This is a genomic window from Stenotrophomonas maltophilia (assembly GCF_039555535.1).
GTDB lineage: Bacteria > Pseudomonadota > Gammaproteobacteria > Xanthomonadales > Xanthomonadaceae > Stenotrophomonas > Stenotrophomonas maltophilia_Q.
The window spans coordinates 2973236-2995524 of sequence record NZ_CP154630.1 but is presented as its reverse complement, the minus strand read 5'-3'; the positions used below and the strand labels follow the sequence as shown (position 1 = coordinate 2995524).

Here is a 22289-nt window from a genome sequence, read left to right as displayed (position 1 = left end):
GCATATGGAGCTCCTAACGTTTGGGAGCTCTCATAAAAACATTATTTGCGTTGATCGCAAGGCTCCGACCCCGAATCTTGAGCGCCTAGAGTGGTTGATGGCGTTGCCTAATCATTGTCACCGAGATTCCCCGGGCGCTACGACGCCTTTGATGGCTTCCTCATGCGACTTGTTGGCGTCGTGGAGTGCGCGCTTTTGGCAAGAGCGACCGCTTTTCGTTCACGTGCAGCTGCATTGACCGCTCGCCGCTTCGCTCTGAGTTGCGCTTGCCTGAGAGACTGCGCTGCCTCTCCAGGCTGATAGACCGGCAAACCTTCGGGAATGGGGAGGAGCGCAACGGCATCTGCGCGCGATTGGAGCGTGGGCACATCTACATAGGTTCCGAGCTCGCCGGGCATATGCGCCTTGTGCCCCGTAATGGCAGCGGCAATAGAGCTAAGCACACCCGCATAGAGAAGCCGGGTGCTCGCAGTATGTCTGAACGAGTGGAAGCCCATGCCGGGCTGCATCATGCCCAAGCCAACAAGATAGGCGCGGAACTGATCTCCGAGGGCATCCCCGTAGCCTGCCTTCTTGTGCCAAGGCAAGTGAGGAAACAGGCGCTCATGGCCAGCCTCCATGACATCACGGGCATATGTGAGGATCCCAGCATCCAAGAGGCGGGGATGTAGTGGGATGAAGCGCAGCGAGTTGGCGTTCTTCAGCTTCTGGTCGCGATGGACGGCGCGGATGTGGATCCCCCAGATGCCGTTCACTTCTGCAACATCTTCCGTATAGAGCTGGCCAACTTCGTTCACTCGCGCCCCGGTGCCTGCCGCCAGCAGCACGCCCCAGTAGCGATCAGGTCGTCCTTTAGCCCAGGGCAGGAAATTCTCAGGGTCAAAGATCTTGTTGATCTCTTCAATCGTGAACTGACGGCGGGGCAGGGCAGCCACAGATTGTGCCGAGTTCTGCCGTTTGATTCCGTCCAAAGGCGAGCGCGCGATGATCCCGCTGGCCACTTGTGCGTTAAAGAAGCTGGCAAGCCGGTCTCGGTGCTTTCCGAGTGTCCGATCTGAGAGACCGGCAACAATGATGCCCTTATCTCTCTGCTGCCTGACCTTGGCCATGATCTGCGGCGCGGTCAGCTCTTTGTAGTCACTCTTCTTCCTGGCATTGCTCGGCCAGTGATGGAGTCCTGTCAGAAACGCTCTGACTTGGGCTTCCCCGACCTTCGACATCAGCAGATCAGGTCCTGCGACTTCTTGGAAGATGATGAGCGTGTTCTCACTATCTAGAAGATTGCCGGGTGAGGTCTTGGCATTCCTCAGGTCGGCCAGATACAGGGCGATGCGGTCGGATAGCGTGAAATCTGCGCTGGCGGGTTCATTGGGCAGTCCCACAACCGAGAGCCCAGGCAACGCCAAGCCTCTGATCGTTTCCAGAAGTGCTTGAGCATCTTCTCGCCCATTGACGTTCAGACCGGTGAGCTTAGTCCCATTCGGCAGCTGGATGTTTCCGGTCCACTGGTTGATGGAGCCGCTGACGACTTTCAGCAGGTCCTCTCTATCCTTGTCATCCATGCGGCTACCTCTCCAGCGCTCGAATGCTTCGGAGAGTGCCACAGCCATGCGGGCCGCGACGAGGCGGGCAAGGTCAACAGCAGACGGAGGAAGGCGGCGGACTAAGAAGCGTGAGCCGATAGCCTCGCGCAGGTCTACAGGAACAAGAAAGCGGACATGAAGTCCGCTAGGCCGGCGTAGAAGATAGGGCTTGGGCAAGGGGCGATACCTCAAAAGATCCTTTTGGAAAGATCGTTTTTCGGTATCGCGCCCTGCCAAAACCCAACAGAATCAGCAAGATACAGCTGAACTGCTTACAGATGGTGGAGGTGGGCGGAATTGAACCGCCGTCCGAAGGCACTCCATCCCCAGCACTACATGCTTAGCTCGCCGTTAGATCTCGTCCCCGAACAGCACGGCGTGCAAAGCGCATCCGGGAACCAGCCTGTTGTGTTCTAGTGCCGGACTGACAGGCAGCCACCCAGCGCGATTCCATGATAGTGACTCTACACCGCGAGCATGGACACAAGCGGTTTCGAGGCTTAGGCCTTAAGCGGCCAGAGCGTAGTTGTCGTCGTTGGCAACTAGAGTTTTGCAGCTGGATTTACGAGGAAAGCTACCCCCTCGGCATGCGCCAGGCGACTTCACAACCCCCGTCGAAACCAATGCACCCCCGGTTTCTACAGTGCTGCAAGGTACAGGGCCGATCCCGCGTTGCCACGGTCAGGGCCTGCCCAACGCTTGCAATGCTACGGCAAAACGCCTGAACAGTCACCTTGGCAATCCACAACAAGTTGTAGAGCCGCCGTCATAGCGGATTGGTAACGTCATTGGCACGGATTTGCGACACACTGGCGACGACCATCCAAGCCAGGACAGACACGGAGACGGTGGGTGACCGATGCAAGCCAACAACGCAGCCTGCGACAGCTGATCGGGCCGGTCGGTGCCGACTACCAGCGGCGCGCGTTGCCGCCGGTCTGGGTCTGGGCGTTGCTGGCGGTGCTGCTGGCGGCCACCTGGCTGACCGAGCTGCCGGCCACGGCTGCGGCCGCGCTGATCGCCAGCGCGGTGGTGGTGCACTGGTCGCAGCGCGGTCGCATCCATTGGCTGGGGTGGCGCCTGCCGGGCCTGGCCGTACTGGCGGCCCTGCTGTGGGGGCCGGAAGTGCTGTCGCAGTGGTTCGAGCACGGGCTGGCCGTGGTCCTGATGTCGCTGGCCAGTCTCAGTATTGGCGTGCACGTGTGGCAGTCGCGGCAGATGGCGCGCCAGCTGCAGGGCGCGGCCGATGCGATGGATGATGCCCAGCTGCTGTCGTTGCTGCCGGATGATGCCGCGCAGCTGGCCCAGCAGTGGCGGGCGGGGGATGATCGCTACGCGCCGGAACTGGCGGTGGTGATGCACCTGGCGGTGATGCACGCGGCGCTGGCGCCGCGCATGCGCGGGCAGGGCGTACTGGCGGGGTGATCCGCCTTTTGTAGAGTCGAGCCATGCTCGACGGCTTCTTCGCCGAAGCCGAGCATGGCTCGGCTCTACAGAAAGCCACGGCAGCCGAGCATGGCTCGGCTCTACAGAAAGCCACGGCAGCCGAGCGTGGCTCGGCTTTACAGAAGGCCAAGGCCGCCGGGCATGGCCCGGTATTGCAGCCTTATGCGTCGCGGTTGCCGCGACGCATCACGCGCTGCTTCTCGATCGCCCAGTCGCGGTCCTTGGCGGCATCGCGCTTGTCGTGGGTCTGCTTGCCCTTGGCCAGCGCGACTTCGAGCTTGATCTTGTTCTTGCTCCAGTACATCGCGGTGGGCACGATCGTGTAGCCATCGCGCTCGACCTTGCCGACCAGCTTGTCGATCTCGCTCCGGTGCAGCAGCAGCTTGCGCTCGCGCCGGTCGTTGGCAACCACGTGGGTGGAGGCCTGGATCAACGGGGTGATCTGGGCGCCGATCAGGAAGATCTCGCCGTGCTTCACGTAGGCGTAGGCATCGATGATGTTGCCGCGGCCAGCGCGGATCGACTTCACCTCCCAGCCCTGCAGCGCCAGGCCGGCCTCGAAGCGTTCTTCGATGTGGTACTCGTGGCGGGCACGCTTGTTCAACGCGATGGTCTTGTTGGCCGTCGCGCTCTTTGCTTTATCCTTGCCGCTGTTCTTGCTCATTTCCGTATTGTCTCCGATTCGGGCCCGCCCGGTCGATTGCCGAAACGTCCTGTATTCATGCCTACTATTCGCCGCAGCGCCCTGGTCGAGCATTCGTCCGCGCGCATGTTCGACCTGGTCAACGATGTCCAGGCCTATCCGCGCCGTTTCCGCTGGTGCTCGGCTGCCCAGATCCTGGAGCAGGGCGAGGACCGGCTGGTGGCGCGCCTGGATCTGGGCCTGGGTTCGTTCAGCACCTGGTTCCAGACCGAAAACACCCTGCAACGCCCGCACAGCATCGACATGCAGCTGCGCGATGGCCCGTTCAAGCAGTTGCACGGCCGCTGGGAATTCCATGCGCTGGCCGAGGACGCCTGCAAGGTCACCCTGACCCTGGAATTCGAGCCCAGCTCACGCCTGCTGGGACCGGCCCTGGCGATCGGCTTCCAGGGGCTGGCCGATCGGATGGTCAATGATTTCGTCCGCGTCGCCGACGAGGCCTGAGCGATGATCGAGGTCGAGGTGGTGCTGGCCTGGCCGCAGCAGGTGCTGTCGCGCCGGCTGCAGCTGGACGAGGGCGCGACCGTGGCCGATGCCATTGCCGCCGCCGCGCTGGAAGGCAGTGACCGATGCCCGGCCGTGGCCGTGCATGGCGTACTGGCGCGCCCGCAGCAGGTGTTGCTGGAGGGTGACCGTATCGAGCTGCTACGCCCGTTGCTGGCCGACCCCAAGGACAACCGCCGGCGACGTGCGCTCGGCGGTTGATGCCCGCAACCCGCCCGTGGGGACGGGCAGGGGGCCTCAGCGGCCCTTCTTCTTCTTGTCCTTCGGCAGGTTGCGGCCGAACTGGCGCACGGTCTGCTGGGCCAGGGCCTTGTCGTTGCCCGGGAAGTAGTCGCCTTCCCAACGGGTCACGGTGTCATTCTCGAAGAACACCACGAAGTTCTTCACTTCGGTACGGCCCAGGCGGTTCACGCGCTGGCTGGAGGTGTAGTCCCAGCGCTGGGCGTGGAACGGATCGGGAATGGACGGGGTGCCCAGCAGGGCGGTGACCTGCTGCTTGCTCTGCCCGACCTGCAGCTTGGCCACGGCATCTTCCCGGATCAGGTTGCCCTGATAGATGGGTTGCTTGTAGATGATGCCGCACCCGGTGGTGGACAGGGCGACGGCGGCGACCAACAGGAGATTGCGCATCGGGACTGGCGGTTGGGGAAATCAAACCGATGATACACTCCCGGCGTGCCACCGCGACCCAATCCGAGGCAGCTGGCGCTAAATCGCCAATGAACGGAGACCTATGGAAACCCACGACCTGCGTAAAGTCGGCCTGAAGGTGACCCATCCGCGGATGCGGATCCTGGCGCTGCTCGAGCAGCGCAATGCCCAGCACCACATGACCGCCGAAGACATCTACCGCCAGCTGCTGGAGCATGGCGACGAGATCGGCCTGGCCACGGTGTACCGGGTGCTGACCCAGTTCGAGGCCGCCGGCCTCGTGCTCAAGCACAATTTCGAAGGTGGCCAGGCCGTCTACGAGCTGGACCGTGGCGGCCACCACGACCATATGGTCGACGTGGACAGCGGCAAGATCATCGAGTTCGAAAGCCACGAGATCGAGGAGCTGCAGCGCAAGATCGCAGCCGACCACGGCTACGAGCTGGAAGAGCACTCGCTGGTGCTGTACGTGCGCAAGAAGCGCAAGTAAGCCGATCCGGCCAGCCATATGCGACGAAACCCCGGGCCTGCCCGGGGTTTTTCGTTGGTGGGCCTGATGCTGGGGTCAGAGCCCTTTTCCATGGGAAAAGGGCTCTGACCCCTGACCTCCAAGCAGCGCGTCCAGATCCACCGCCTCGGCCATTGCCCGGTTCCCCGCGTCACCCGGGTGCAGGTGGTCGCCGGAGTCATAGGCGGCGGCCATCCGCGACGGATCGGCCGGGTCGCGCAGCGCCGCGTCCAGGTCGATCACTGCGTCAAACGGGCCGTCGGTGCGCAGCCACGCATTGAGCTGGCTGCGCAGGGCGTCCTTGTCCGGCTGGTAGTAGTCGTCCAGCGGCGTACCGGGCAGGGCGCCAGCGAACGGCGGCAGGGTCGCGCCCACGATCCGAACGCCACGGCGATGGGCCTGTCCGGCCAGGGCGCGGTAGCCCGCCTGCAGTTCGGCAAGCGTGGGCCGCGCCTGCTTGCGCGCGAAGGCGGTGCCGGGCCAGCTGATGTCATTGATGCCGATCAGCACGATCACGCTGGACACGCCAGGCTGATCCAGCGCATCGCGTTGAAAGCGGGCCAGCGCGGCTTCGCCCATGCCGTCGCGCAAGAGGCGGCCACCGGAGATGCCGGCACTGACCACCGCCACCCCCTGCGGGGCCAGGCGGGCGGCCAGGTGGTCGGTCCAGCGCTGGTCCCGGTCGAGGCTGGCGGTGGCGCCGTCGGTGATCGAATCGCCGATCACCACCACGCTGCGTGCGCTGGTCGGGGCCTCGACTTCGATGCCGGTCAGGAACAGGCGGGCCGTGGTGGCGCTGGCCCTGTCCAGCTCGCGCGCCAGGCTCTGGTCGCCGGGGGCGATCCAGCTGGTCTGGCGGCCGTCCCAGTGGAAGGTCTGCAACGGCGTCGACTCCGGCACAAAGACGCTGACCTGCAGCGCTTGACGGTCCTGCACCGCCAGCGGCAGCGGATCGCTCAGCCGTTCCTGGCCGGGGCCGATCAGCACCTCGGGCCGGCCATCGAAGCGGAGCTGATGCGGCGTCGCACCGGCCTGCGGCGCGACGCTGGCACCGCCGATCCGCAGCGGCTGGGTGCCATAGGCATTGCTCAGCCGCACCCGCAGGCGCGGGCCGCCCAGGCTGATGCGCGCGGTCTGGCGGAAGGTATGGTCGTGCAGCGACGCCGGTATCAGTGACGGGAACAGGAAGTCCGCTCCCCAGACCGGTTGCGGGCTGGCCTGCCAGCTGGCCACCCAGTGCGGGGCAGAGGCGGCGCTGGCGGCGCCGGACAGACCGATCAATGCGGTGGCTACGAGCTGGTTGAAGCGGTTCATCGGGCAATCCCGGGTGGAGGGAAGGCCATGGTGATTCCGTACTCATCTGTGAACTAGACTGCGCATGGAAAATCATCTGTGAACGGGATTCATTGCCATGGCGCGCTCCGACATCAACCGATCCGGCGAACTGGAAGTGTTCGTGCGGGTGATCGAGACCGGGGGCTTTTCCGCGGCCGCCCGAACGTTGGAGATGACTCCGTCGGCGGTCAGCAAGCTGGTGGCGAGGCTGGAACAGCGTCTGGGGACACGCCTGCTGCAGCGTTCCACCCGCCAGCTGCAGCTGACTCCCGAGGGCTGCGCGTTCTACGAGCGCGGCCTGCGCGTGCTGGCCGACCTGGACGAGGCCGAGCGCTGTGCCAGTGCCCACGCCGAGCCGCGTGGACGCCTGCGGGTCAATTCCAATGTGCCGTTCGGCCAGCATTTCCTGTTGCCGCTGCTGCCGGTGTTCCTGCAGCGCAACCCGCAGGTAGGCGTGGACCTGACCCTCAACGACGAGGTGATCGATCTGCTGGAGCAGCGCACCGATGTGGCGGTGCGGGCCGGTCCGCTGAAGAGCTCCAGCCTGGTGGCGCGGCGGCTGGGCGCGACGCGGATGATGATCGTGGCCGCGCCGGCCTATGCGCAACGGCATGGCCTGCCGGCCACCGTGGAGGACTTGCAGTCGCACAACCGTCTGGACATTGGCCATGCGCGGGCGATGCAGGGTTGGCCGCTGCTGCAGGACGGTCGCGAACGGATGCTGCTGCCCAGCGGCAACGCCCGTGCCAGCAACGGCGATGCACTGCGCCAGCTGGTGCTGGGGGGGCTGGGCATGGCACGGCTGGCAGCGTTCCAGGTGCAGGCCGACATCGCTGCCGGACGCCTGCTGCCGGTGCTGGAGGAAGCCAATCCCGGTGACCTGGAAGAGGTGCACGCGGTGTTCCTGGGGCAGGGCGGCTACCTGCCGCTGCGGGTGCGCGCGTTCCTGGATTACCTGGTGGAGAACGTGGATCTGGCGCGGCCGTTGGGGTGAGAGCGCCGGCGGACAGAAGCCGAGCATGGGCTCGGCTCTACATGTCGGTTTCGTTCGGGATGTTCCTGTAGAGCCGAGCCCATGCTCGGCTCCGCCGGCGCTACACCTGCAGCAGCTTGCGCGCAGCGGCGCGCGCTTCCTTGCTCACTTCCACGCCGCCGAGCATGCGTGCCAGCTCTTCCTCGCGCGCCTTGCTGTCCAGCTTTTCCACTGCGCTCTGGGTCATGCCTTCCACTGGCGCCTTGCTGACCCGGTAATGCGCGTGGCCCTTGGAGGCGACCTGCGGCAGGTGGGTCACGCATAGCACCTGGCGCTTCTCGCCGAGGGCGCGCAGCTTCTGGCCGACGATGTCGGCCACGGCGCCGCCGATGCCGGAGTCGACCTCGTCGAACACCATCGTCGGCACCGCATCCAGGTCCAGCGCGGCGACTTCGATGGCCAGCGAGATACGTGACAGTTCACCGCCCGAGGCGACCTTGCGCAGTGCGCGCGGCGGTTGGCCGGCATTGGCCGCGACCAGGAATTCCACGCGCTCGGCACCCTGCGGATCGGGCTTGCCGGCATCCTGCGGTTCCAGTTCGATCAGGAACTGGCCACCGCCCATGCCGAGCTCGGAGATGATGCCGGTGGTGGTAGCCGACAGCTCGGCGGCGGCATTGCGGCGGCTGGCGGTCAGCACCTCGGCCTGCACGCGCCAGGCCGCAGCGGCCTTGTCGATCTCGCCGGCCAGGCGCTGCAGGCGCTCGTCGGCACCGCGCAGCTGTTCCACTTCGGCATGCATGCGCTCGCGCTGCGCGCCCAGCTCATCCATCGGCACGCGGTGCTTGCGTGCCAGGTCGTGCAGGCGGCCGAGGCGGCGCTCGTTCTCTTCGAACTGCTCCGGGTCGGCGTCGAGGTCGTCGTGCACCCGGTCCAGCAGCGACAGGGCTTCGTGCAGCTGGATCGAGGCATTCTCGATCAGGCCGTCCACCTCGCCCAGGCGCGGGTCGTGTTCGATCAGGCGTGACAGTTCGTGGCGTACCTGCTGCAGCAGGTCCAGTGCGGAACTGCCGTCGTCGCCGTTGAGCTGGTTGCTGGCCGCCTGGCAGGCGCTCAGCAGGGCGCTGGCGTGGGCCTGGCGGCGGTGGCTGGCGCCGAGCGCGGCGATCGACTCCGGTTCCAGGTCTTCACGGTCGAGCTCGCGCAGCTGGTGTTCCAGGAAGCCGATCCGGTCACTGACGTCGCCCTGTTGCGACAGCGCCAGCGATTCATCGACCAGTGCCTGCCAGGCCGCGGCGGCGCGGCGCACCTGGCGGCGTTCGTTTTCGTTGCGTGCATAGGCGTCGAGCAGGGCCAGCTGCGACGGGCGCGTCAGCAGGGCCTGCTGTTCGTGCTGCCCGTGGATCTCCACCAGCAGGGAGGCCAGGTCGCCCAGCTGCGCCAGGGTCACCGGGCGGCCATTGATCCAGGCCCGCGAACCGCCATCGGCGCGGATCACCCGGCGCAGCTGGCACTGTTCCTCATCGTCCAGCTCGTTGTCGGCCAGCCACTGGCGCGCGGCCTGCAGCTGCTCCAGTGCGAACTCGGCCGAAAGCTCGGCGCGGGCGGCGCCATGGCGGACCACGCCGCTGTCGGCGCGCAGGCCGGACAGGAAGCCCAGCGCGTCGACCATCAGCGACTTGCCGGCGCCGGTCTCGCCTGAAACTACGGTCATGCCTGGCCCGAACTCCAGTTCGGTGGCGCGGACGACGGCGAAATCCTTGATCGAAAGATGTCTGAGCATGGGTAAGGGGGTATCAGCAGCCGCGCAACGCTAGCACGCGGGCGAGGGAGGTCCAATGACTTGCCAAGGTGATGCGTCGCCATTATCTAGTGTCCGTGTCTCACAGGTTGATTCCATGCACGGTTCTCCCGACCAGCTTGCCCCGCGTGCGCACCATCTGCTGCGCACGCTGATCGCGCGTTACATCCAGGACGGTGAGCCGGTCGGCTCGCAGACGCTGGCGCGCGTGGCCGGCCTGGAGGTCAGCCCGGCCACCATCCGCAACATCCTCGGCGACCTTGAGGACCTGGGGCTGCTGGCCTCGCCGCATACCTCGGCCGGGCGCGTCCCGACCGCGCATGGCTACCGGGTGTTCGTCGACAGCCTGCTGCAGATGCAGCCGCCGGGCGAGGGCGAGCTGGCCCGGTTGCGCCAGGAGCTGGCTGGCGGCGGCAGCACCCAGGCCCTGCTCGGCAGCGCCTCGGAGCTGCTCTCGGCGATGAGCCACTTCGTCGGCGTGGTCAGCGCGCCGCGACGCGAGCAGTTCGCCTTCCGCCAGATCGATTTCGTGGCGCTGGACGGTCGCCGGGTGCTGGCGATCCTGGTGTTCGCCGACAACGAGGTGCAGAACCGGGTCATCGAGACCCGCCAGGAGTTCGCGCCGGGCCAGCTGGAGCAGGTCGCCAACTACCTCAATGCCCATTTCGCCGGCCTGCCGATGGCCGAGATCCGTACCCGCCTGCTGCTGGAGCTGCGCGACGCCCGCTCCGAGCTGGAGCAGCTGCTGGCGCACAGCATCGAGCTGGCCGAGCAGGCCCTGCAGCCAGCGGCCGACGACATGCTGGTGGCCGGCCAGACCCGCCTGATGGGGGTACAGGACCTGTCCGACCTGGAGCGCCTGCGCGAGCTGTTCGAGTTGTTCTCCAGCAAGCGCGAGATCCTGCAGCTGCTGGAGCGGACCATCCAGGCGCCGGGCGTGCGCATCTTCATCGGCGAGGAGACCGGGATGATGCCGCTGCAGGGCGTCTCGCTGGTCACTGCCCCGTACACCGCCAACGGCCAGGTGCTGGGCGTGCTGGGCGTGATCGGCCCCAAGCGCATGGCCTACGACCGCATGATCCCGCTGGTCCAGGCCACCGCCGATGTGCTCGGCGCGGCCTTTTCGCCGGCCGGACGCACGCCGGGAACATCCGACGCTTGAAACGCAGCATCCCGCCCACACTAGGGTGGGTGGAGGCGGAGAGTGACCGCCAGGGACCCAGACATGAACCACGAACATCCAGATATCGAATCCCAGCAGAGTGCCGCCGACGCGGCTGCCGCCGCCGGCGTCAACGACGAAGTGGAGCGCCTGCGCGCCGAAGTCGAGCAGATCAAGGCCGATGCGCTGCGTGAGCGCGCCGACCTGGAGAACCAGCGCAAGCGCGTGGCCCGTGACATCGAGCAGGCCCGCAAGTTCGCCAACGAGAAGCTGCTGGGCGAGCTGCTGCCGGTGTTCGACAGCCTGGATGCCGGCCTGAAAGCCGCCGGCGACGACCCGCACCCGCTGCGCGAAGGCCTGGAGCTGACCTACAAGCAGCTGCTGAAGGTGGCCGCCGACAACGGCTTGGTGCTGCTGGACCCGATCGGCCAGCCGTTCAACCCGGAACACCACCAGGCCATCAGCCAGGTGCCGACCCCGGGCGCAGCCCCGGGCAGCGTGGTCACCGTGTTCCAGAAGGGCTACCTGCTCAACGAGCGCCTGCTGCGGCCGGCGCTGGTGGTGGTGGCCGCCGACTGACCCTGCGGGGCCGGGAGGCGGGAATGACCCGCGACCCGGCCCGACGCTGAACGCGCCGGACGACCGGAAACACAGCGTTCGGGAGATGGCTTGAATGTTCCACGAGCCTCCCCCACATCGTATTCATCCACCGGCCGAACGGCCGGACTGACACCAACAAGCATCCTCAGGAGTCTCCCCCATGGGCAAGATCATTGGTATCGACCTCGGCACCACCAACTCGTGCGTGGCGATCATGGACGGCGGCAAGGCCCGCGTCATCGAGAATTCGGAAGGCGATCGCACCACCCCGTCGATCGTCGCCTACACCAAGGACGGCGAAGTCCTGGTCGGCGCCTCGGCCAAGCGCCAGGCCGTGACCAACCCGAAGAACACCTTCTACGCGGTGAAGCGCCTGATCGGCCGCAAGTTCACCGACGCCGAAGTGCAGAAGGACATCGCCCACGTCCCGTACAGCATCCTGGCCCATGACAATGGCGATGCCTGGGTGGCCACCAGCGACGGCAAGAAGATGGCCCCGCAGGAAATCTCGGCCAAGGTGCTGGAAAAGATGAAGAAGACCGCCGAGGACTTCCTCGGTGAGAAGGTCACCGAAGCGGTCATCACCGTGCCGGCCTACTTCAACGACAGCCAGCGCCAGGCGACCAAGGACGCCGGCCGCATCGCCGGCCTGGACGTCAAGCGCATCATCAACGAGCCGACCGCGGCCGCACTGGCCTATGGCCTGGACAAGGGCGACAACAAGGATCGCAAGATCGTGGTGTACGACCTGGGCGGCGGCACCTTCGACGTGTCGGTGATCGAGATCGCCAACGTCGACGGCGAGAAGCAGTTCGAAGTGCTGGCCACCAACGGCGACACCTTCCTGGGCGGCGAAGACTTCGACAACCGCGTCATCGAGTACCTGGTTGAAGAATTCAACAAGGACCAGGGCATCGACCTGCGCAAGGATCCGCTGGCCCTGCAGCGCTTGAAGGATGCTGCCGAGCGCGCCAAGATCGAGCTGTCCAGCGCCCAGCAGACCGAAGTGAACCTGCCGTACGTCACCGCTGACGCGTCGGGTCCGAAGCACCTGAACATCAAGCTGACCCGCGCCAAGCTGGAAGCGCTGGTGGACGACCTGATCAAGAAGTCGATCGAGCCGTGCCGCGTCGCCCTGAACGATGCCGGCCTGCGTTCGAGCGACATCAGCGAAGTGATCCTGGTCGGTGGCCAGACCCGCATGCCGAAGGTGCAGCAGGCGGTGACCGAGTTCTTCGGCAAGGAACCGCGCAAGGACGTCAACCCGGACGAAGCCGTGGCACTGGGCGCGGCCATCCAGGGCGGCGTGCTGGGCGGCGACGTCAAGGACGTGCTGCTGCTGGACGTGACCCCGCTGTCGCTGGGCATCGAGACCATGGGCGGCGTGTTCACCAAGATCATCGAGAAGAACACCACCATCCCGACCAAGGCCTCGCAGGTGTTCTCCACCGCCGAGGACAACCAGTCGGCCGTGACCGTGCACGTGCTGCAGGGTGAGCGCGAACAGGCCCGCTTCAACAAGTCGCTGGCCAAGTTCGACCTGTCCGGCATCGAGCCGGCCCCGCGTGGCCTGCCGCAGGTGGAAGTGTCCTTCGACATCGACGCCAACGGCATCCTGCACGTGTCGGCCAAGGACAAGAAGACCATCAAGGAACAGAAGGTCGAGATCAAGGCCGGTTCGGGCCTGTCCGAGGAGGAGATCGCACGCATGGTCGCCGACGCGGAAGCCAACCGCGAAGAAGACAAGAAGTTCCAGGAGCTGGTGCAGGCCCGCAACCAGGCCGACGCCCTGATCCACGGCACCCGCAGCGCCATCACCGAGCACGGCAGCAAGGTCGGCGGCGATGTCATCGGCAAGGTCGAGGCCGCGCTGGCCGACCTGGAAACCGCGATGAAGGGTGACGACAAGGCACAGATCGAAGCCAAGTCGAAGGCGCTGGAAGAGGCTGGCCAGTCGCTGTTCGCCGCTGCTTCGGCCGACCAGGGCGGTGCCCCGGGCGCCGACGCCGGCAATGCCGGCAAGGCGCAGGATGACGTGGTCGACGCTGAGTTCACCGAAGTCAAGGACGACAAGAAGTCCTGATCCGGACCGACGCGGGACGCTGGCCACCAGCGTCCCGTTGTCGCATCAGGGTCCTGACCGCCCACCGGCGTGTCGGGGCGCCCGACGCAAGAGCGGACCTGGTTCCGCTCTTCCGCTTTGACGAATCCCGACGTTTCGGAACCCGATTCACGATATGAGCAAGCGCGATTACTACGAAGTGCTGGGCGTTGCCCGCACCGCCACCGACGACGAGCTGAAGAAGGCCTACCGTCGCTGTGCGATGAAGTTCCACCCGGACCGCAACCCGGGTGATGCGGCGGCCGAAGCCTCCTTCAAGGAGTGCAAGGAAGCCTACGAAGTGCTGTCCGACGGCAACAAGCGCCGCATGTATGACAGCCACGGCCACGCTGCGTTCGAGCACGGCATGGGCGGCGGTGGTCCGGGCGGCCCGGACATGAACGATATCTTCGGCGATATCTTCGGCAACATCTTTGGCGGCGGGGGCGGTGGTCCGCGCCAGGCCCGTCGCGGCGCCGATATCGGCTACGTGATGGAGCTGGACCTGGAAGAAGCCGTGCGCGGCGTCGAGCGCCGCATCGAGATTCCGACTCTGGCCGAGTGCGGCGACTGCGATGGCAGTGGCTCCGAAGACGGCAAGGTCGAAACCTGCAATGTGTGCCATGGCCGTGGCCAGGTGCGCATCCAGCGCGGCATCTTCGCCATGCAGCAGGCCTGCCACAACTGCGGCGGCCGTGGCCAGATCATCGCCAAGCCCTGCAAGACCTGCCACGGCAACGGCCGTGTCGAGGAAGACAAGGTGCTGTCGGTGAAGGTGCCGGCCGGCGTCGACACCGGTGACCGAATCCGCCTGCAGGGCGAGGGCGAGGCCGGCCCGGCCGGTACGCCGCCGGGTGACCTGTACGTGGAAGTGCGCGTGCGCGAGCACGCCATCTTCCAGCGCGATGGCGACGACCTGCACTGCGAAGTGCCGATCCGCATCTCGCAGGCCGCATTGGGTGACACCGTGCGCGTGGCCACCCTGGGCGGCGAAGCGGAGATCCGCATTCCGGCCGAGACCCAGACCGGCAAGCTGTTCCGCCTGCGCGGCAAGGGCGTGCGTTCGGTTCGCAGCCGCAGCGAAGGCGACCTGTACTGCCGCGTGGTGGTGGAGACGCCGGTGAACCTCACCAACGAACAGCGCAAGCTGCTGGAGCAGTTCGAAGCCACCTTCGTCGGCGAGGAAGCGCGTAAGCATTCGCCGAAGTCGGCCACCTTCATGGATGGCGTGAAGGGCTTCTGGGACCGGATGACGTCCTGAGTTCTCAACGCAGACGGTGAACGGTAGCGCCGGGCCATGCCCGGCGTTTTCGTTTGCGGGCGGCGGTGGTTTCCGCCGGGCATACGCCGCTGTGGCAGATCCACGCCATGCGTGAATGCGGTTACCGGAAAAATGCCGCCGGCGTCTGCCCCAACTGCCGCTTGAACATGCTGGTGAACGCGCTGGGGCTGTCGTAGCCCGTCGCCAGCGCGACATCGATGACCTTGTCGCCGGTCGCCAGTCGTTCCATCGCGGCCAGCAGCCGTGCCTGCTGCCGCCATTGCCCGAAGGTCATGCCCAGCTCGTGGGCGAAGTGGCGCTGGATGGTTTTCACGTCCACCTCCAGCGCCTGCGCCCAGTCCTGCAACGTGGCGTCGTCACCCGGATGCTTCTGCAGGTGCTGGCAGATCCGCCGCAGGCGCGGGTCGGTCGGGGCGGGCAGGTGCAGCGGCAGCACGTCCATGCGGTGCAGTTCGTCCAGTAGCAGGCGCACCACGCGGCCATCGCGGCTGTCTTCGATGTGCTCCCCCTTGATCAGCGTGGCGGCCTGCAGCAGTTCGCGCAGCAGCGGTGCCACCTGTACCGCAAATGGTTCGGATGGCAGGTGCGGGGCGAATGACGGATCGATGTACAGGCTGCGCATGTGCACGGCGGCGATGCAGTCCACCGCGTGCACCATGCCCGCCGGCATCCAGATCGCGCGCGTCGAGGGCACCACCCAGCGCCCCACTTCCGATCGCACCACCATCAGTCCGGAGATGGCGTAGACCAGCTGGTGGCGCTGGTGCTTGTGCCCGGCGATATGGGTGCCGGCCGGGTATTGGGTAACCCGGTAGGTGACAGGGCGATGCAGCGGCACCTCCCGCCACGGTGCGGCCGGATCGACATCGCTGGCAATGTCCTTTTTGCGATAGGGCATGACCCGAACGCGGCAGAAGGGAAGAGAGGGCAACCGTAGCATGCGTGGCTCGCCCCCAACCTGACTGCGTCCATGTCCGCCTTGGCTTCCCCCGCAACACCCTCACGCCCGGTGGCTCCCGGCGTGCTGGCCGCCATTTCCACCTCGCACGTCGTCAACGACATGATGCAGTCGCTGATCCTGGCCATCTATCCAGTGATCAAGGGCGGCTTCAACCTGAGCTTTACCCAGATCGGCCTGATCACGCTGACCTACCAGCTGACCGCCTCGATCTTCCAGCCGCTGATCGGCATGGCTACCGACCGCCGCCCGGCGCCGTACTCGCTGCCGATCGGCATGGCCTCGACCCTGTGCGGCATGCTGCTGCTCGGCTTCGCACCGAACTACGCGATGGTGCTGATGGCGGCGGCGATGGTCGGCATTGGTTCGGCCATCTTCCATCCGGAAGCCTCGCGCATCGCGCGGCTGGCCTCGGGCGGTCGCCATGGCTTCGCGCAATCGGTGTTCCAGGTCGGCGGCAACTTCGGTACCGCGCTCGGCCCGCTGATCGCTGCGGCGGTGATCGTGCCGTATGGCCAGCATGCCGCGTCGTGGTTTGCTGGCGCTGCACTGATCGGCATCGCGCTGCTGACCTATGTCGGCCGCTGGTACGCGCTGCACCTGGGCACCCCGCGCCCGGTCAGCACCGCGTCGATGGCCCCGCGCCATCCGCCGCGCACCGTGGCCAAGGTGCTGGCGATCCTGCTGGTGCTGATCTTCAGCAAGTACTTCTACATGGCCAGCATCGGCAGCTACTTCACCTTCTACCTGATCCATCACTTCGGGATTCCGGTGGCACAGGCGCAGCTGCACCTGTTCGCGTTCCTGGTGGCGTCGGCCGCCGGCGGCTTCCTGGGTGGTCCGCTGGGTGATCGCATTGGCCGCAAGCCGATCATCTGGACCTCGATCCTGGGCGTGGCGCCGTTCGCGCTGATGCTGCCGCATGCGGATCTGTTCTGGACCACGGTGCTGGCCGTGCTGATCGGTTTCGTGCTGTCATCGGCATTCTCGGCGATCGTGGTCTATGCGCAGGAAATGATGCCGCACCGCATCGGCATGGTGTCCGGCCTGTTCTTCGGCTTCGCGTTCGGCATGGGCGGGTTGGGTGCAGCCGTGCTCGGCCTGCTGGCGGACAAGACCAGCATCGAGTACGTGTACCACCTGACCGCGTTCCTGCCGCTGCTCGGCATCGTGGCGGCGTGGCTGCCGCCGTCGCGGCCTGCTGTTCACTGAGGGAGGGTGGGTTTGCAGGGCTTGCAGCCCTGCACCTGCTGCAAGCCAGGGCCGAAGCAACAGCAGAAGCAACAGCAGAAGTTGGCTATCCGTGGGTTGGCGGGGTGGGTCCGGTTGCGGGGGACGCTGCAAGTACGTCCATGTAAGCTCGGTCGCCGCATCCATGCGGCTCACGCCCCCTCAACCGGACCCACCCCGCCTTCGACAGTTGGCCGCAATCTGTCGGAACATCTCGTGGGGTCAGATCCGTTTTCCGAAGGAAAACGGATCTGACCCCATTTTTGTGTATCGATATCTGACAGATGTGTCGACCAAGGTCGACACCTACCAACAGCCGCGTGAACCTGTCGAAGGCGGGGCGGTGTCGGATTGCGGGGTGTCAGCGGCATGGATGTCGCTGCCAAGCCTACAGGGACGTACTTGCGGCGTCCCCGCACTCCGACACCGCCCCGCCACCCCACGGATAGCTCGCTTTTGCCGTTGCCGTTGCCGTTGCTGTTGCATTGAGCAGGTGCAGGGCTGCAAGCCCTGCCGAACCCCTTACCGGGCGTAGAATGCGGGCATGAGCGAATCCCTTGATAACCACCTGGTCCACGGCCGCCGCCAGCGGCCCGACGGTCCGTCGCCGATCGATGTCATCTCGGTCCAGTCGCAACTCGTCTACGGCCACGCCGGCAACAGCGCCGCCGTGCCGCCCATGCGCGCACTTGGCGTGCGCGTCGCGGAAATCCCGACCGTGCTGCTCAGCAATGCGCCGTTCTACGACACCACCCGTGGCCGCGTGCTGCCGGCCGACTGGTTCGCCGACCTGCTGCTCGGTACCCATGAGCGCGGCCTGCCGCAGCGGGCGAAGATGCTCGTCTCCGGTTACTTCGGCAGCACCGCCAACGGTGCCGCGTTTGCCGACTGGCTGGACGAAATCCTGCCGGCCTGCCCGCAGCTGCGCTATTGCCTCGACCCCGTCATCGGCGACACCCACACCGGCCCCTATGTGGAGCCAGGCCTGGAAGCGATCTTCGCCGAGCGCCTGCTGCCGCATGCCTGGCTGGTCACGCCGAATGCTTTCGAACTCAATCGCCTTACTGGCATGCCGGCGTTGGCCGAAGCCGATGCCATCGCCGCCGCGCGCACGCTGCTGGACCGTGGCCCCCATTGGGTGATCGCGCATAGCGTCGGCGGCAACCCGGGGGAACTGGTGACCCTGGCCGTTGGCCGCGAGGAAACCTGGCGCTGGACCTCGCCGCTGCTGCCGGTGGATGTGGCCGGCACCGGCGATGTGCTGATGTCGCTGGTGGTGTCGTTCCTGCTGCGCGGTGAATCGATGCAGCAGGCGATCTCGCGTGCGATCGCCGGTACCCATGCGGCGTTGGAAGCGACCCTGGACAACGGTTTCGAAGAGTTCGACGTAATAGTCGCAGCACCCGCTGCCCTGGCCGAAGGCACGCGCTTCCGCGCCGAACGCGTGGCATGAGCGGCCTGCTTGAACGCACGCCGCGCACGGTCGGCATCGTCGGAAGTGCTGGCGCCTACGGGCGCTGGTTGACCCGCTTCTTCCAGCAGCACATGCAGTTGCAGGTGATTGGCCATGATCCGGCTGATCCGCAATCGCATACGCCGGAGCAGTTGCTGGCGCAGGCCGACGTGCTGGTGTTCTCGGCGCCGATCCGGCACACGCCCGCGTTGATCGCCGAGTACGTGCGGCAGTCCGCAGGCCGTGAACGCGACCGACTGTGGCTGGACGTGACCTCGGTGAAGGAGGCGCCGGTGCAGGCGATGTTGGCCTCGCTGGCAGAGGTGGTCGGGCTGCATCCGATGACCGCGCCGCCCAAGGCACCCACCCTGAAGGGCCGGGTGATGGTGATCTGCGAAGCGCGGCTGCAACACTGGCAGCCGTGGGTCGATACGCTGTGCGCGGCGTTGCAGGCCGAATGCGTGCGCGCCATGCCGCAGCACCATGACCAGATGATGGCGCTGGTGCAGGCGATGGTGCACGCCACCCATCTGGCCCAGGCCGGCGTGCTGCGCCAGTACCAGCCGCAGCTGGGCGACCTGGCCGCGATGATGCCGTACCGTTCGGCGTCGTTCGAACTGGATACGGCGATCATCTCGCGCATCCTGTCGTTGAACCCGGCGATCTACGAGGACATCCAGTTCGGCAACCCGTATGTGGCGCCGATGCTGGAGCGCTTGGTCGCCCAACTGCAGGCCCTGCAGGGCCAGGTCGGGCAGGGCGACGACACTGCACGCAGTGCATTCCGCGAGCAGCTGCTGTCGGCCAATCGCAGTGCGTTCGGTGAGCAGGCGCTGGCCGAGGGCAACTACACCTTCGAACGCGTGGGCTATCTGCTGGCAGACCTGACCGAGCGCAACGCGCTGTCGGTCCACCTGCCCGAAGACCGGCCGGGTTCGCTGCGCGAACTGCTGAACGTGTTCGAGCAGCACCGCATCAGCCTGGCCTCGATCCACTCCTCGCGTACGCCCGGCGGCGAAGTCCATTTCCGCATCGGTTTCGTTGCGGGCAGTGATCCTGCTGCAATCACCCTGGCGGCGGCCGACGTGGACGCCAGCGGCATCGGACGCGTGCTCGGCTGAGCGCATTCATCCATAGGCGGTGTGGATGATTCCTGAGCAAACATGTGGATAACCGCGTGCAGCCCTTGGCAGCCAAGGCTGTCAAGATGGTTGATCAAAAATTGACCATGCCATTACCGTAGAGCCGAGCCATGCTCGGCTGCTTTCGGCCACGGCGCGTGTCGACCAAGGTCGACACCCACCAGAGCGGATCCGGGAGTGCCGGGCCATGCCCGGCGTACCTCAGATCGTCAGCCTCAGCTCACCACCGCTGGTAGTGAATTCGCGGCCATTTCGCACCAGCAAGCGACCATCGTCGAGCTCGTAGCGGGGCGTGGCTTCGGAGTGGTGCCCGCTGCCGTTCGCCTCGGGCTTGAACTCGATAATGATGTGGCTTTCACCATGGCTGTCGACGGCGGGAAACTGACGGAACGACATCGTGCACCTCCTTCAGCGGATGCTGTTGATGCGGTGCCAGCTTCACTCCGCCGATGTTAGCCGGCCGTCATCAATCGATGAACTGCAGTCGTGCCAGTTCAGCGTACAGGCCGCCTTCGGCAAGCAGCTGTGCGTGCGTACCTTCCGCCACGATGCGGCCCTGGTCCATCACTACGATGCGGTCGGCCTTGAGTACGGTGGCCAGGCGGTGCGCAATCACCAGCGTGGTGCGGCCAGCCATCAAGCGCTCCAGGGCCTGCTGCACGCCATGTTCGCTCTGTGCGTCCAGCGCGCTGGTGGCTTCATCCAGCAACAGGATCGGTGCGTCCTTCAGCAGTGCGCGGGCAATCGCCACACGCTGCTGCTGGCCACCGGACAGGCGCGCGCCGCGCTCGCCCAGCTCACTGTCGTAGCCTTGCGGCAACGCGCGCAGGAAGCCGTCTGCCTCGGCGGCGCGTGCGGCAGCCTCGACCTCGCTGTCGCTGGCCTGCAGGCGGCCATAGCGGATGTTGTCACGTGCACTGGCGGCAAACAGCGTCGGCTGCTGCGGCACCAGCGCCAGCTGTCCACGCAGCTCGGCCGGGTCGACCTGGCGAACGTCGATGCCATCCACGCAGATGCGGCCACCCGCCGGATCGTGGAAGCGCAGCAGCATGGACAGCACCGTGCTCTTGCCCGCGCCTGACGGGCCGACCAGGGCCACGGTCTCGCCCGGGCGCACGTGCAGGTTGAAATGGTCCAGCGCCGCCTGGTCAGGTCGCTGCGGGTAGTGGAACACCACGTCGTCGAACTGGATCTCGCCACGCAGCGGCTGCGGCAGCACGTGCGGCTGCGCCGGCGCGCGGATCTCGATGTCTTCCTCCAGCAGTTCGCCGATGCGGCCCATGCCGCCGGCCGCGCGCTGCAGTTCGTTCCAGACTTCGGCCAGCGCACCGACCGAGCCACCGCCGATCAGTGCGTACAGCACGAACTGGCCCAGGGTGCCTGCGCTGAGGCGACCGTCGATGACATCGTGCGCACCCAGCCACAGCACGCCGACGATGGCGCCGAACACCAGCAGGATGGCGCTGGCGGTGACCAGCGACTGCGCACCGATGCGGCGGCGGGCGGCCTTGATGGCATCGCCCAGTGCGTGGTCGAAGCGGCCGCGCTCGTAGGGTTCGCGTGCGTGCGCCTGCACCGTCCGTACCGCACCGAGGGTCTCGCTGGCCAGGCTGTTGGCATCGGCGATGCGGTCCTGGCTACTGCGCGCGACGGTACGCAGCTTGCGCGCACCGATGATGATCGGCAGTACCGCAAGCGGAATGCCCAGCAGCGACCACGCCGCCAGCCGTGGGCTGGTGACGAACAGCATCGCCAGGCTGCCGACCACCGTGACGCTGCTGCGCAGTGCCACCGACATGGTCGAGCCGACCACGCTGCGCAGCAGCTCACTGTCGGCGGTCAGGCGCGAGACCAGCTCACCGCTGCGGCTGCGGTCATGGAACCCGGCACCGAGCTGGATCAGGTGTGCGTACAGGCGGCTGCGCAGGTCAGCTACGACCTTTTCGCCCAGCAGCGACACGAAGTAGAAGCGCGCGGCGGTGGCCAGGGCCAGCACCACGGCCACCAGCATCAGCAGGGCGAAGGCACGGTTGATCTGGCCGCCGCTGCTGAAACCATGGTCGATCATCTGCTTGACCGCCGGCGGCAGACTCAGCGTGGCCGCCGAAGACACCGCCAGCGCCAGCAGCCAGGCGGTGAACAGGCCACTATGGCGGCGCACGAACGGCCATAGCGTGCGCAGGCTGCCGAGGCGGCGCAGCGGCGGGGGCGAGGCGGGGGCGCCGTCCTTGTCAGTCATCCTGGTGGTCGTCTTCTATGCGGATACGGTCACGAGTGGCGTCGCGCAGGCGGATTTTCAATGCGTCGACCTGATCGGCCGGCAATTCGACCCGCAGGCATACCCCGTTCGCGTCGAACTGCTCATCGCGCTTCTCCACACCGAACGCAGGCAGGGCGGCGTGCAGGGTGCCCAGGTCCTCGAAGCCGGCCTGCAGCTGCAGCCGTGCCATGGCGACCAGCGCCAGCCGCGGCGCGGTGCGCAGGCATTCGGCGGCGGCCCCGCCGTAGGCACGGACCAGGCCGCCTGCTCCGAGCTTGATGCCACCAAACCAGCGCGTCACCACCACCATCACCCGGTCGAAGCCCTGGCCGTCGATCGCGGCCAGGATCGGCCGCCCGGCGGTGCCTGCCGGCTCGCCGTCATCGCTGGAGCGGTAGTCCTGGCCATGCCGGTAGGCCCAGCAGTTGTGCGTGGCGTCGGCCACGGCAACCTGTTGCAGGAACGCCAATGCTGCGGGGGCGCCATCGATCGGCGCGGCATGGGCGATGAAGCGGCTGTGTTTGACTTCCAGCGTGTGGCTGACGGGCTGGGCGAGGGTATCGAGCATTCCCATCATTCTACGGCGTTGTCGGGTCC

21 protein-coding genes and 1 other RNA gene are annotated in these 22289 nt (G+C 66.3%); 12 read left to right on the top strand and 10 right to left on the bottom strand.

The genetic code is table 11. The features are described from left to right. Positions 1–137: 137 nt before the first annotated feature. Both AASM09_RS13765 and ssrA read right to left on the bottom strand, forming a co-directional pair. Positions 138–1562: a site-specific integrase gene (locus AASM09_RS13765; RefSeq protein ID WP_262243303.1), complete on the bottom strand. Its 1425-nt coding sequence runs from the start codon at positions 1560–1562 to the stop codon at positions 138–140. A 300-nt stretch (positions 1563–1862) separates the two neighbouring features. Then, positions 1863–2216: a transfer-messenger RNA gene (ssrA, locus tag AASM09_RS13760) on the bottom strand. A 219-nt stretch (positions 2217–2435) separates the two neighbouring features. On the opposite strand from ssrA, the gene AASM09_RS13755 reads away from it, so the two are divergent. Beyond that, a complete protein-coding gene (locus tag AASM09_RS13755; protein WP_049429121.1) occupies positions 2436–3008 on the top strand; it encodes a hypothetical protein in 573 nt (190 codons plus the stop codon). A gap of 181 nt (positions 3009–3189) precedes the next feature. Here the strand turns inward: AASM09_RS13755 and smpB are convergent, their stop codons facing one another. After that, positions 3190–3693, bottom strand: a complete 504-nt coding sequence (gene smpB, locus AASM09_RS13750; protein WP_005409231.1) for an SsrA-binding protein SmpB — start codon at positions 3691–3693, stop codon at positions 3190–3192. Between the two features lie 57 nt (positions 3694–3750). Here smpB and AASM09_RS13745 point away from each other — a divergent pair, with 57 nt between their 5' ends. Both AASM09_RS13745 and AASM09_RS13740 read left to right on the top strand, forming a co-directional pair. Next, positions 3751–4176, top strand: coding sequence for a type II toxin-antitoxin system RatA family toxin (locus AASM09_RS13745; RefSeq protein WP_005409232.1), 426 nt, complete (start codon positions 3751–3753; stop codon positions 4174–4176). Between the two features lie 3 nt (positions 4177–4179). Further along, positions 4180–4437 carry an RnfH family protein gene (locus AASM09_RS13740; protein ID WP_005409233.1) on the top strand — a complete coding sequence of 86 codons (258 nt, stop codon included), beginning with the start codon at positions 4180–4182 and terminating at the stop codon, positions 4435–4437. Between the two features lie 36 nt (positions 4438–4473). Here AASM09_RS13740 and AASM09_RS13735 read toward each other — a convergent pair whose 3' ends face one another. Beyond that, positions 4474–4866, bottom strand: coding sequence for an outer membrane protein assembly factor BamE (locus tag AASM09_RS13735; RefSeq protein ID WP_005409234.1), 393 nt, complete (start codon positions 4864–4866; stop codon positions 4474–4476). A gap of 103 nt (positions 4867–4969) precedes the next feature. Here AASM09_RS13735 and fur point away from each other — a divergent pair, with 103 nt between their 5' ends. After that, the gene (gene fur, locus AASM09_RS13730; protein WP_005409235.1) at positions 4970–5377 is read left to right on the top strand and encodes a ferric iron uptake transcriptional regulator; all 408 of its coding nucleotides are present in this window, start codon (positions 4970–4972) and stop codon (positions 5375–5377) included. A gap of 75 nt (positions 5378–5452) precedes the next feature. Here fur and AASM09_RS13725 read toward each other — a convergent pair whose 3' ends face one another. Further along, the gene (locus AASM09_RS13725; RefSeq protein WP_100443613.1) at positions 5453–6709 is read right to left on the bottom strand and encodes an SGNH/GDSL hydrolase family protein; all 1257 of its coding nucleotides are present in this window, start codon (positions 6707–6709) and stop codon (positions 5453–5455) included. 97 nt (positions 6710–6806) lie between these two features. Between AASM09_RS13725 and AASM09_RS13720 the strand changes: the two genes are divergently transcribed. Next, positions 6807–7724 carry a LysR family transcriptional regulator gene (locus tag AASM09_RS13720; protein ID WP_049429556.1) on the top strand — a complete coding sequence of 306 codons (918 nt, stop codon included), beginning with the start codon at positions 6807–6809 and terminating at the stop codon, positions 7722–7724. Positions 7725–7824: 100 nt separating this feature from the next. Here the strand turns inward: AASM09_RS13720 and recN are convergent, their stop codons facing one another. Then, on the bottom strand, positions 7825–9486 hold the full coding sequence (gene recN, locus AASM09_RS13715; RefSeq protein ID WP_049429555.1) for a DNA repair protein RecN: 1662 nt from the start codon (positions 9484–9486) through the stop codon (positions 7825–7827). 115 nt (positions 9487–9601) lie between these two features. On the opposite strand from recN, the gene hrcA reads away from it, so the two are divergent. The 4 genes from hrcA to dnaJ all read left to right on the top strand — a co-directional run bounded on the left by hrcA (position 9602) and on the right by dnaJ (position 14628). Continuing rightward, complete coding sequence (hrcA, locus tag AASM09_RS13710; RefSeq protein WP_049429554.1) at positions 9602–10666, top strand: heat-inducible transcriptional repressor HrcA; 1065 nt, start codon at positions 9602–9604, stop codon at positions 10664–10666. Positions 10667–10729: 63 nt separating this feature from the next. Next, positions 10730–11245, top strand: coding sequence for a nucleotide exchange factor GrpE (grpE, locus tag AASM09_RS13705; RefSeq protein ID WP_049429553.1), 516 nt, complete (start codon positions 10730–10732; stop codon positions 11243–11245). Positions 11246–11426: 181 nt separating this feature from the next. Further along, positions 11427–13349, top strand: coding sequence for a molecular chaperone DnaK (gene dnaK / locus AASM09_RS13700; protein WP_343368474.1), 1923 nt, complete (start codon positions 11427–11429; stop codon positions 13347–13349). Positions 13350–13503: 154 nt separating this feature from the next. After that, entirely contained in the window at positions 13504–14628 is a 1125-nt protein-coding gene (gene dnaJ, locus AASM09_RS13695; RefSeq protein WP_014036853.1) for a molecular chaperone DnaJ, read from the top strand. A 121-nt stretch (positions 14629–14749) separates the two neighbouring features. On the opposite strand, the gene AASM09_RS13690 is transcribed toward dnaJ, so the two are convergent. Then, the gene (locus AASM09_RS13690) at positions 14750–15547 is read right to left on the bottom strand and encodes an AraC family transcriptional regulator (protein WP_049429552.1); all 798 of its coding nucleotides are present in this window, start codon (positions 15545–15547) and stop codon (positions 14750–14752) included. A gap of 72 nt (positions 15548–15619) precedes the next feature. Here AASM09_RS13690 and AASM09_RS13685 point away from each other — a divergent pair, with 72 nt between their 5' ends. The 3 genes from AASM09_RS13685 to AASM09_RS13675 all read left to right on the top strand — a co-directional run bounded on the left by AASM09_RS13685 (position 15620) and on the right by AASM09_RS13675 (position 19411). After that, positions 15620–16819 carry an MFS transporter gene (locus tag AASM09_RS13685; RefSeq protein WP_049429551.1) on the top strand — a complete coding sequence of 400 codons (1200 nt, stop codon included), beginning with the start codon at positions 15620–15622 and terminating at the stop codon, positions 16817–16819. A 562-nt stretch (positions 16820–17381) separates the two neighbouring features. Continuing rightward, entirely contained in the window at positions 17382–18290 is a 909-nt protein-coding gene (gene pdxY / locus AASM09_RS13680; protein WP_049428502.1) for a pyridoxal kinase, read from the top strand. Next, on the top strand, positions 18287–19411 hold the full coding sequence (locus tag AASM09_RS13675) for a prephenate dehydrogenase (RefSeq protein WP_049428504.1): 1125 nt from the start codon (positions 18287–18289) through the stop codon (positions 19409–19411). The genes pdxY and AASM09_RS13675 overlap by 4 nt, the downstream gene beginning before the upstream one ends. Before the next feature lie 222 nt (positions 19412–19633). On the opposite strand, the gene AASM09_RS13670 is transcribed toward AASM09_RS13675, so the two are convergent. The 3 genes from AASM09_RS13670 to AASM09_RS13660 form a co-directional block, all read right to left on the bottom strand. Continuing rightward, entirely contained in the window at positions 19634–19828 is a 195-nt protein-coding gene (locus tag AASM09_RS13670; protein WP_049428506.1) for a hypothetical protein, read from the bottom strand. A 70-nt stretch (positions 19829–19898) separates the two neighbouring features. Beyond that, positions 19899–21671 (bottom strand): ABC transporter transmembrane domain-containing protein, encoded by a 1773-nt coding sequence (locus AASM09_RS13665; protein ID WP_049428509.1) that lies wholly within the window; start codon positions 21669–21671, stop codon positions 19899–19901. Then, positions 21664–22260, bottom strand: coding sequence for an IMPACT family protein (locus AASM09_RS13660; RefSeq protein WP_049428511.1), 597 nt, complete (start codon positions 22258–22260; stop codon positions 21664–21666). Before AASM09_RS13660 ends, AASM09_RS13665 begins: the two co-directional genes overlap by 8 nt. Between the last annotated feature and the right edge of the window lie 29 nt (positions 22261–22289).

Coding starts and splice junctions, on each gene's coding strand:
- AASM09_RS13765 (WP_262243303.1), bottom strand. CDS start 1,562: ATGGATGACAAGGATAGAGAGGACCTGCTGAAAGTCGTCAGCGGCTCC.
- smpB (WP_005409231.1), bottom strand. CDS start 3,693: ATGAGCAAGAACAGCGGCAAGGATAAAGCAAAGAGCGCGACGGCCAAC.
- AASM09_RS13745 (WP_005409232.1), top strand. CDS start 3,751: ATGCCTACTATTCGCCGCAGCGCCCTGGTCGAGCATTCGTCCGCGCGC.
- AASM09_RS13740 (WP_005409233.1), top strand. CDS start 4,180: ATGATCGAGGTCGAGGTGGTGCTGGCCTGGCCGCAGCAGGTGCTGTCG.
- AASM09_RS13735 (WP_005409234.1), bottom strand. CDS start 4,866: ATGCGCAATCTCCTGTTGGTCGCCGCCGTCGCCCTGTCCACCACCGGG.
- fur (WP_005409235.1), top strand. CDS start 4,970: ATGGAAACCCACGACCTGCGTAAAGTCGGCCTGAAGGTGACCCATCCG.
- AASM09_RS13725 (WP_100443613.1), bottom strand. CDS start 6,709: ATGAACCGCTTCAACCAGCTCGTAGCCACCGCATTGATCGGTCTGTCC.
- AASM09_RS13720 (WP_049429556.1), top strand. CDS start 6,807: ATGGCGCGCTCCGACATCAACCGATCCGGCGAACTGGAAGTGTTCGTG.
- recN (WP_049429555.1), bottom strand. CDS start 9,486: ATGCTCAGACATCTTTCGATCAAGGATTTCGCCGTCGTCCGCGCCACC.
- hrcA (WP_049429554.1), top strand. CDS start 9,602: ATGCACGGTTCTCCCGACCAGCTTGCCCCGCGTGCGCACCATCTGCTG.
- grpE (WP_049429553.1), top strand. CDS start 10,730: ATGAACCACGAACATCCAGATATCGAATCCCAGCAGAGTGCCGCCGAC.
- dnaK (WP_343368474.1), top strand. CDS start 11,427: ATGGGCAAGATCATTGGTATCGACCTCGGCACCACCAACTCGTGCGTG.
- dnaJ (WP_014036853.1), top strand. CDS start 13,504: ATGAGCAAGCGCGATTACTACGAAGTGCTGGGCGTTGCCCGCACCGCC.
- AASM09_RS13690 (WP_049429552.1), bottom strand. CDS start 15,547: ATGCCCTATCGCAAAAAGGACATTGCCAGCGATGTCGATCCGGCCGCA.
- AASM09_RS13685 (WP_049429551.1), top strand. CDS start 15,620: ATGTCCGCCTTGGCTTCCCCCGCAACACCCTCACGCCCGGTGGCTCCC.
- pdxY (WP_049428502.1), top strand. CDS start 17,382: ATGAGCGAATCCCTTGATAACCACCTGGTCCACGGCCGCCGCCAGCGG.
- AASM09_RS13675 (WP_049428504.1), top strand. CDS start 18,287: ATGAGCGGCCTGCTTGAACGCACGCCGCGCACGGTCGGCATCGTCGGA.
- AASM09_RS13670 (WP_049428506.1), bottom strand. CDS start 19,828: ATGTCGTTCCGTCAGTTTCCCGCCGTCGACAGCCATGGTGAAAGCCAC.
- AASM09_RS13665 (WP_049428509.1), bottom strand. CDS start 21,671: ATGACTGACAAGGACGGCGCCCCCGCCTCGCCCCCGCCGCTGCGCCGC.
- AASM09_RS13660 (WP_049428511.1), bottom strand. CDS start 22,260: ATGCTCGATACCCTCGCCCAGCCCGTCAGCCACACGCTGGAAGTCAAA.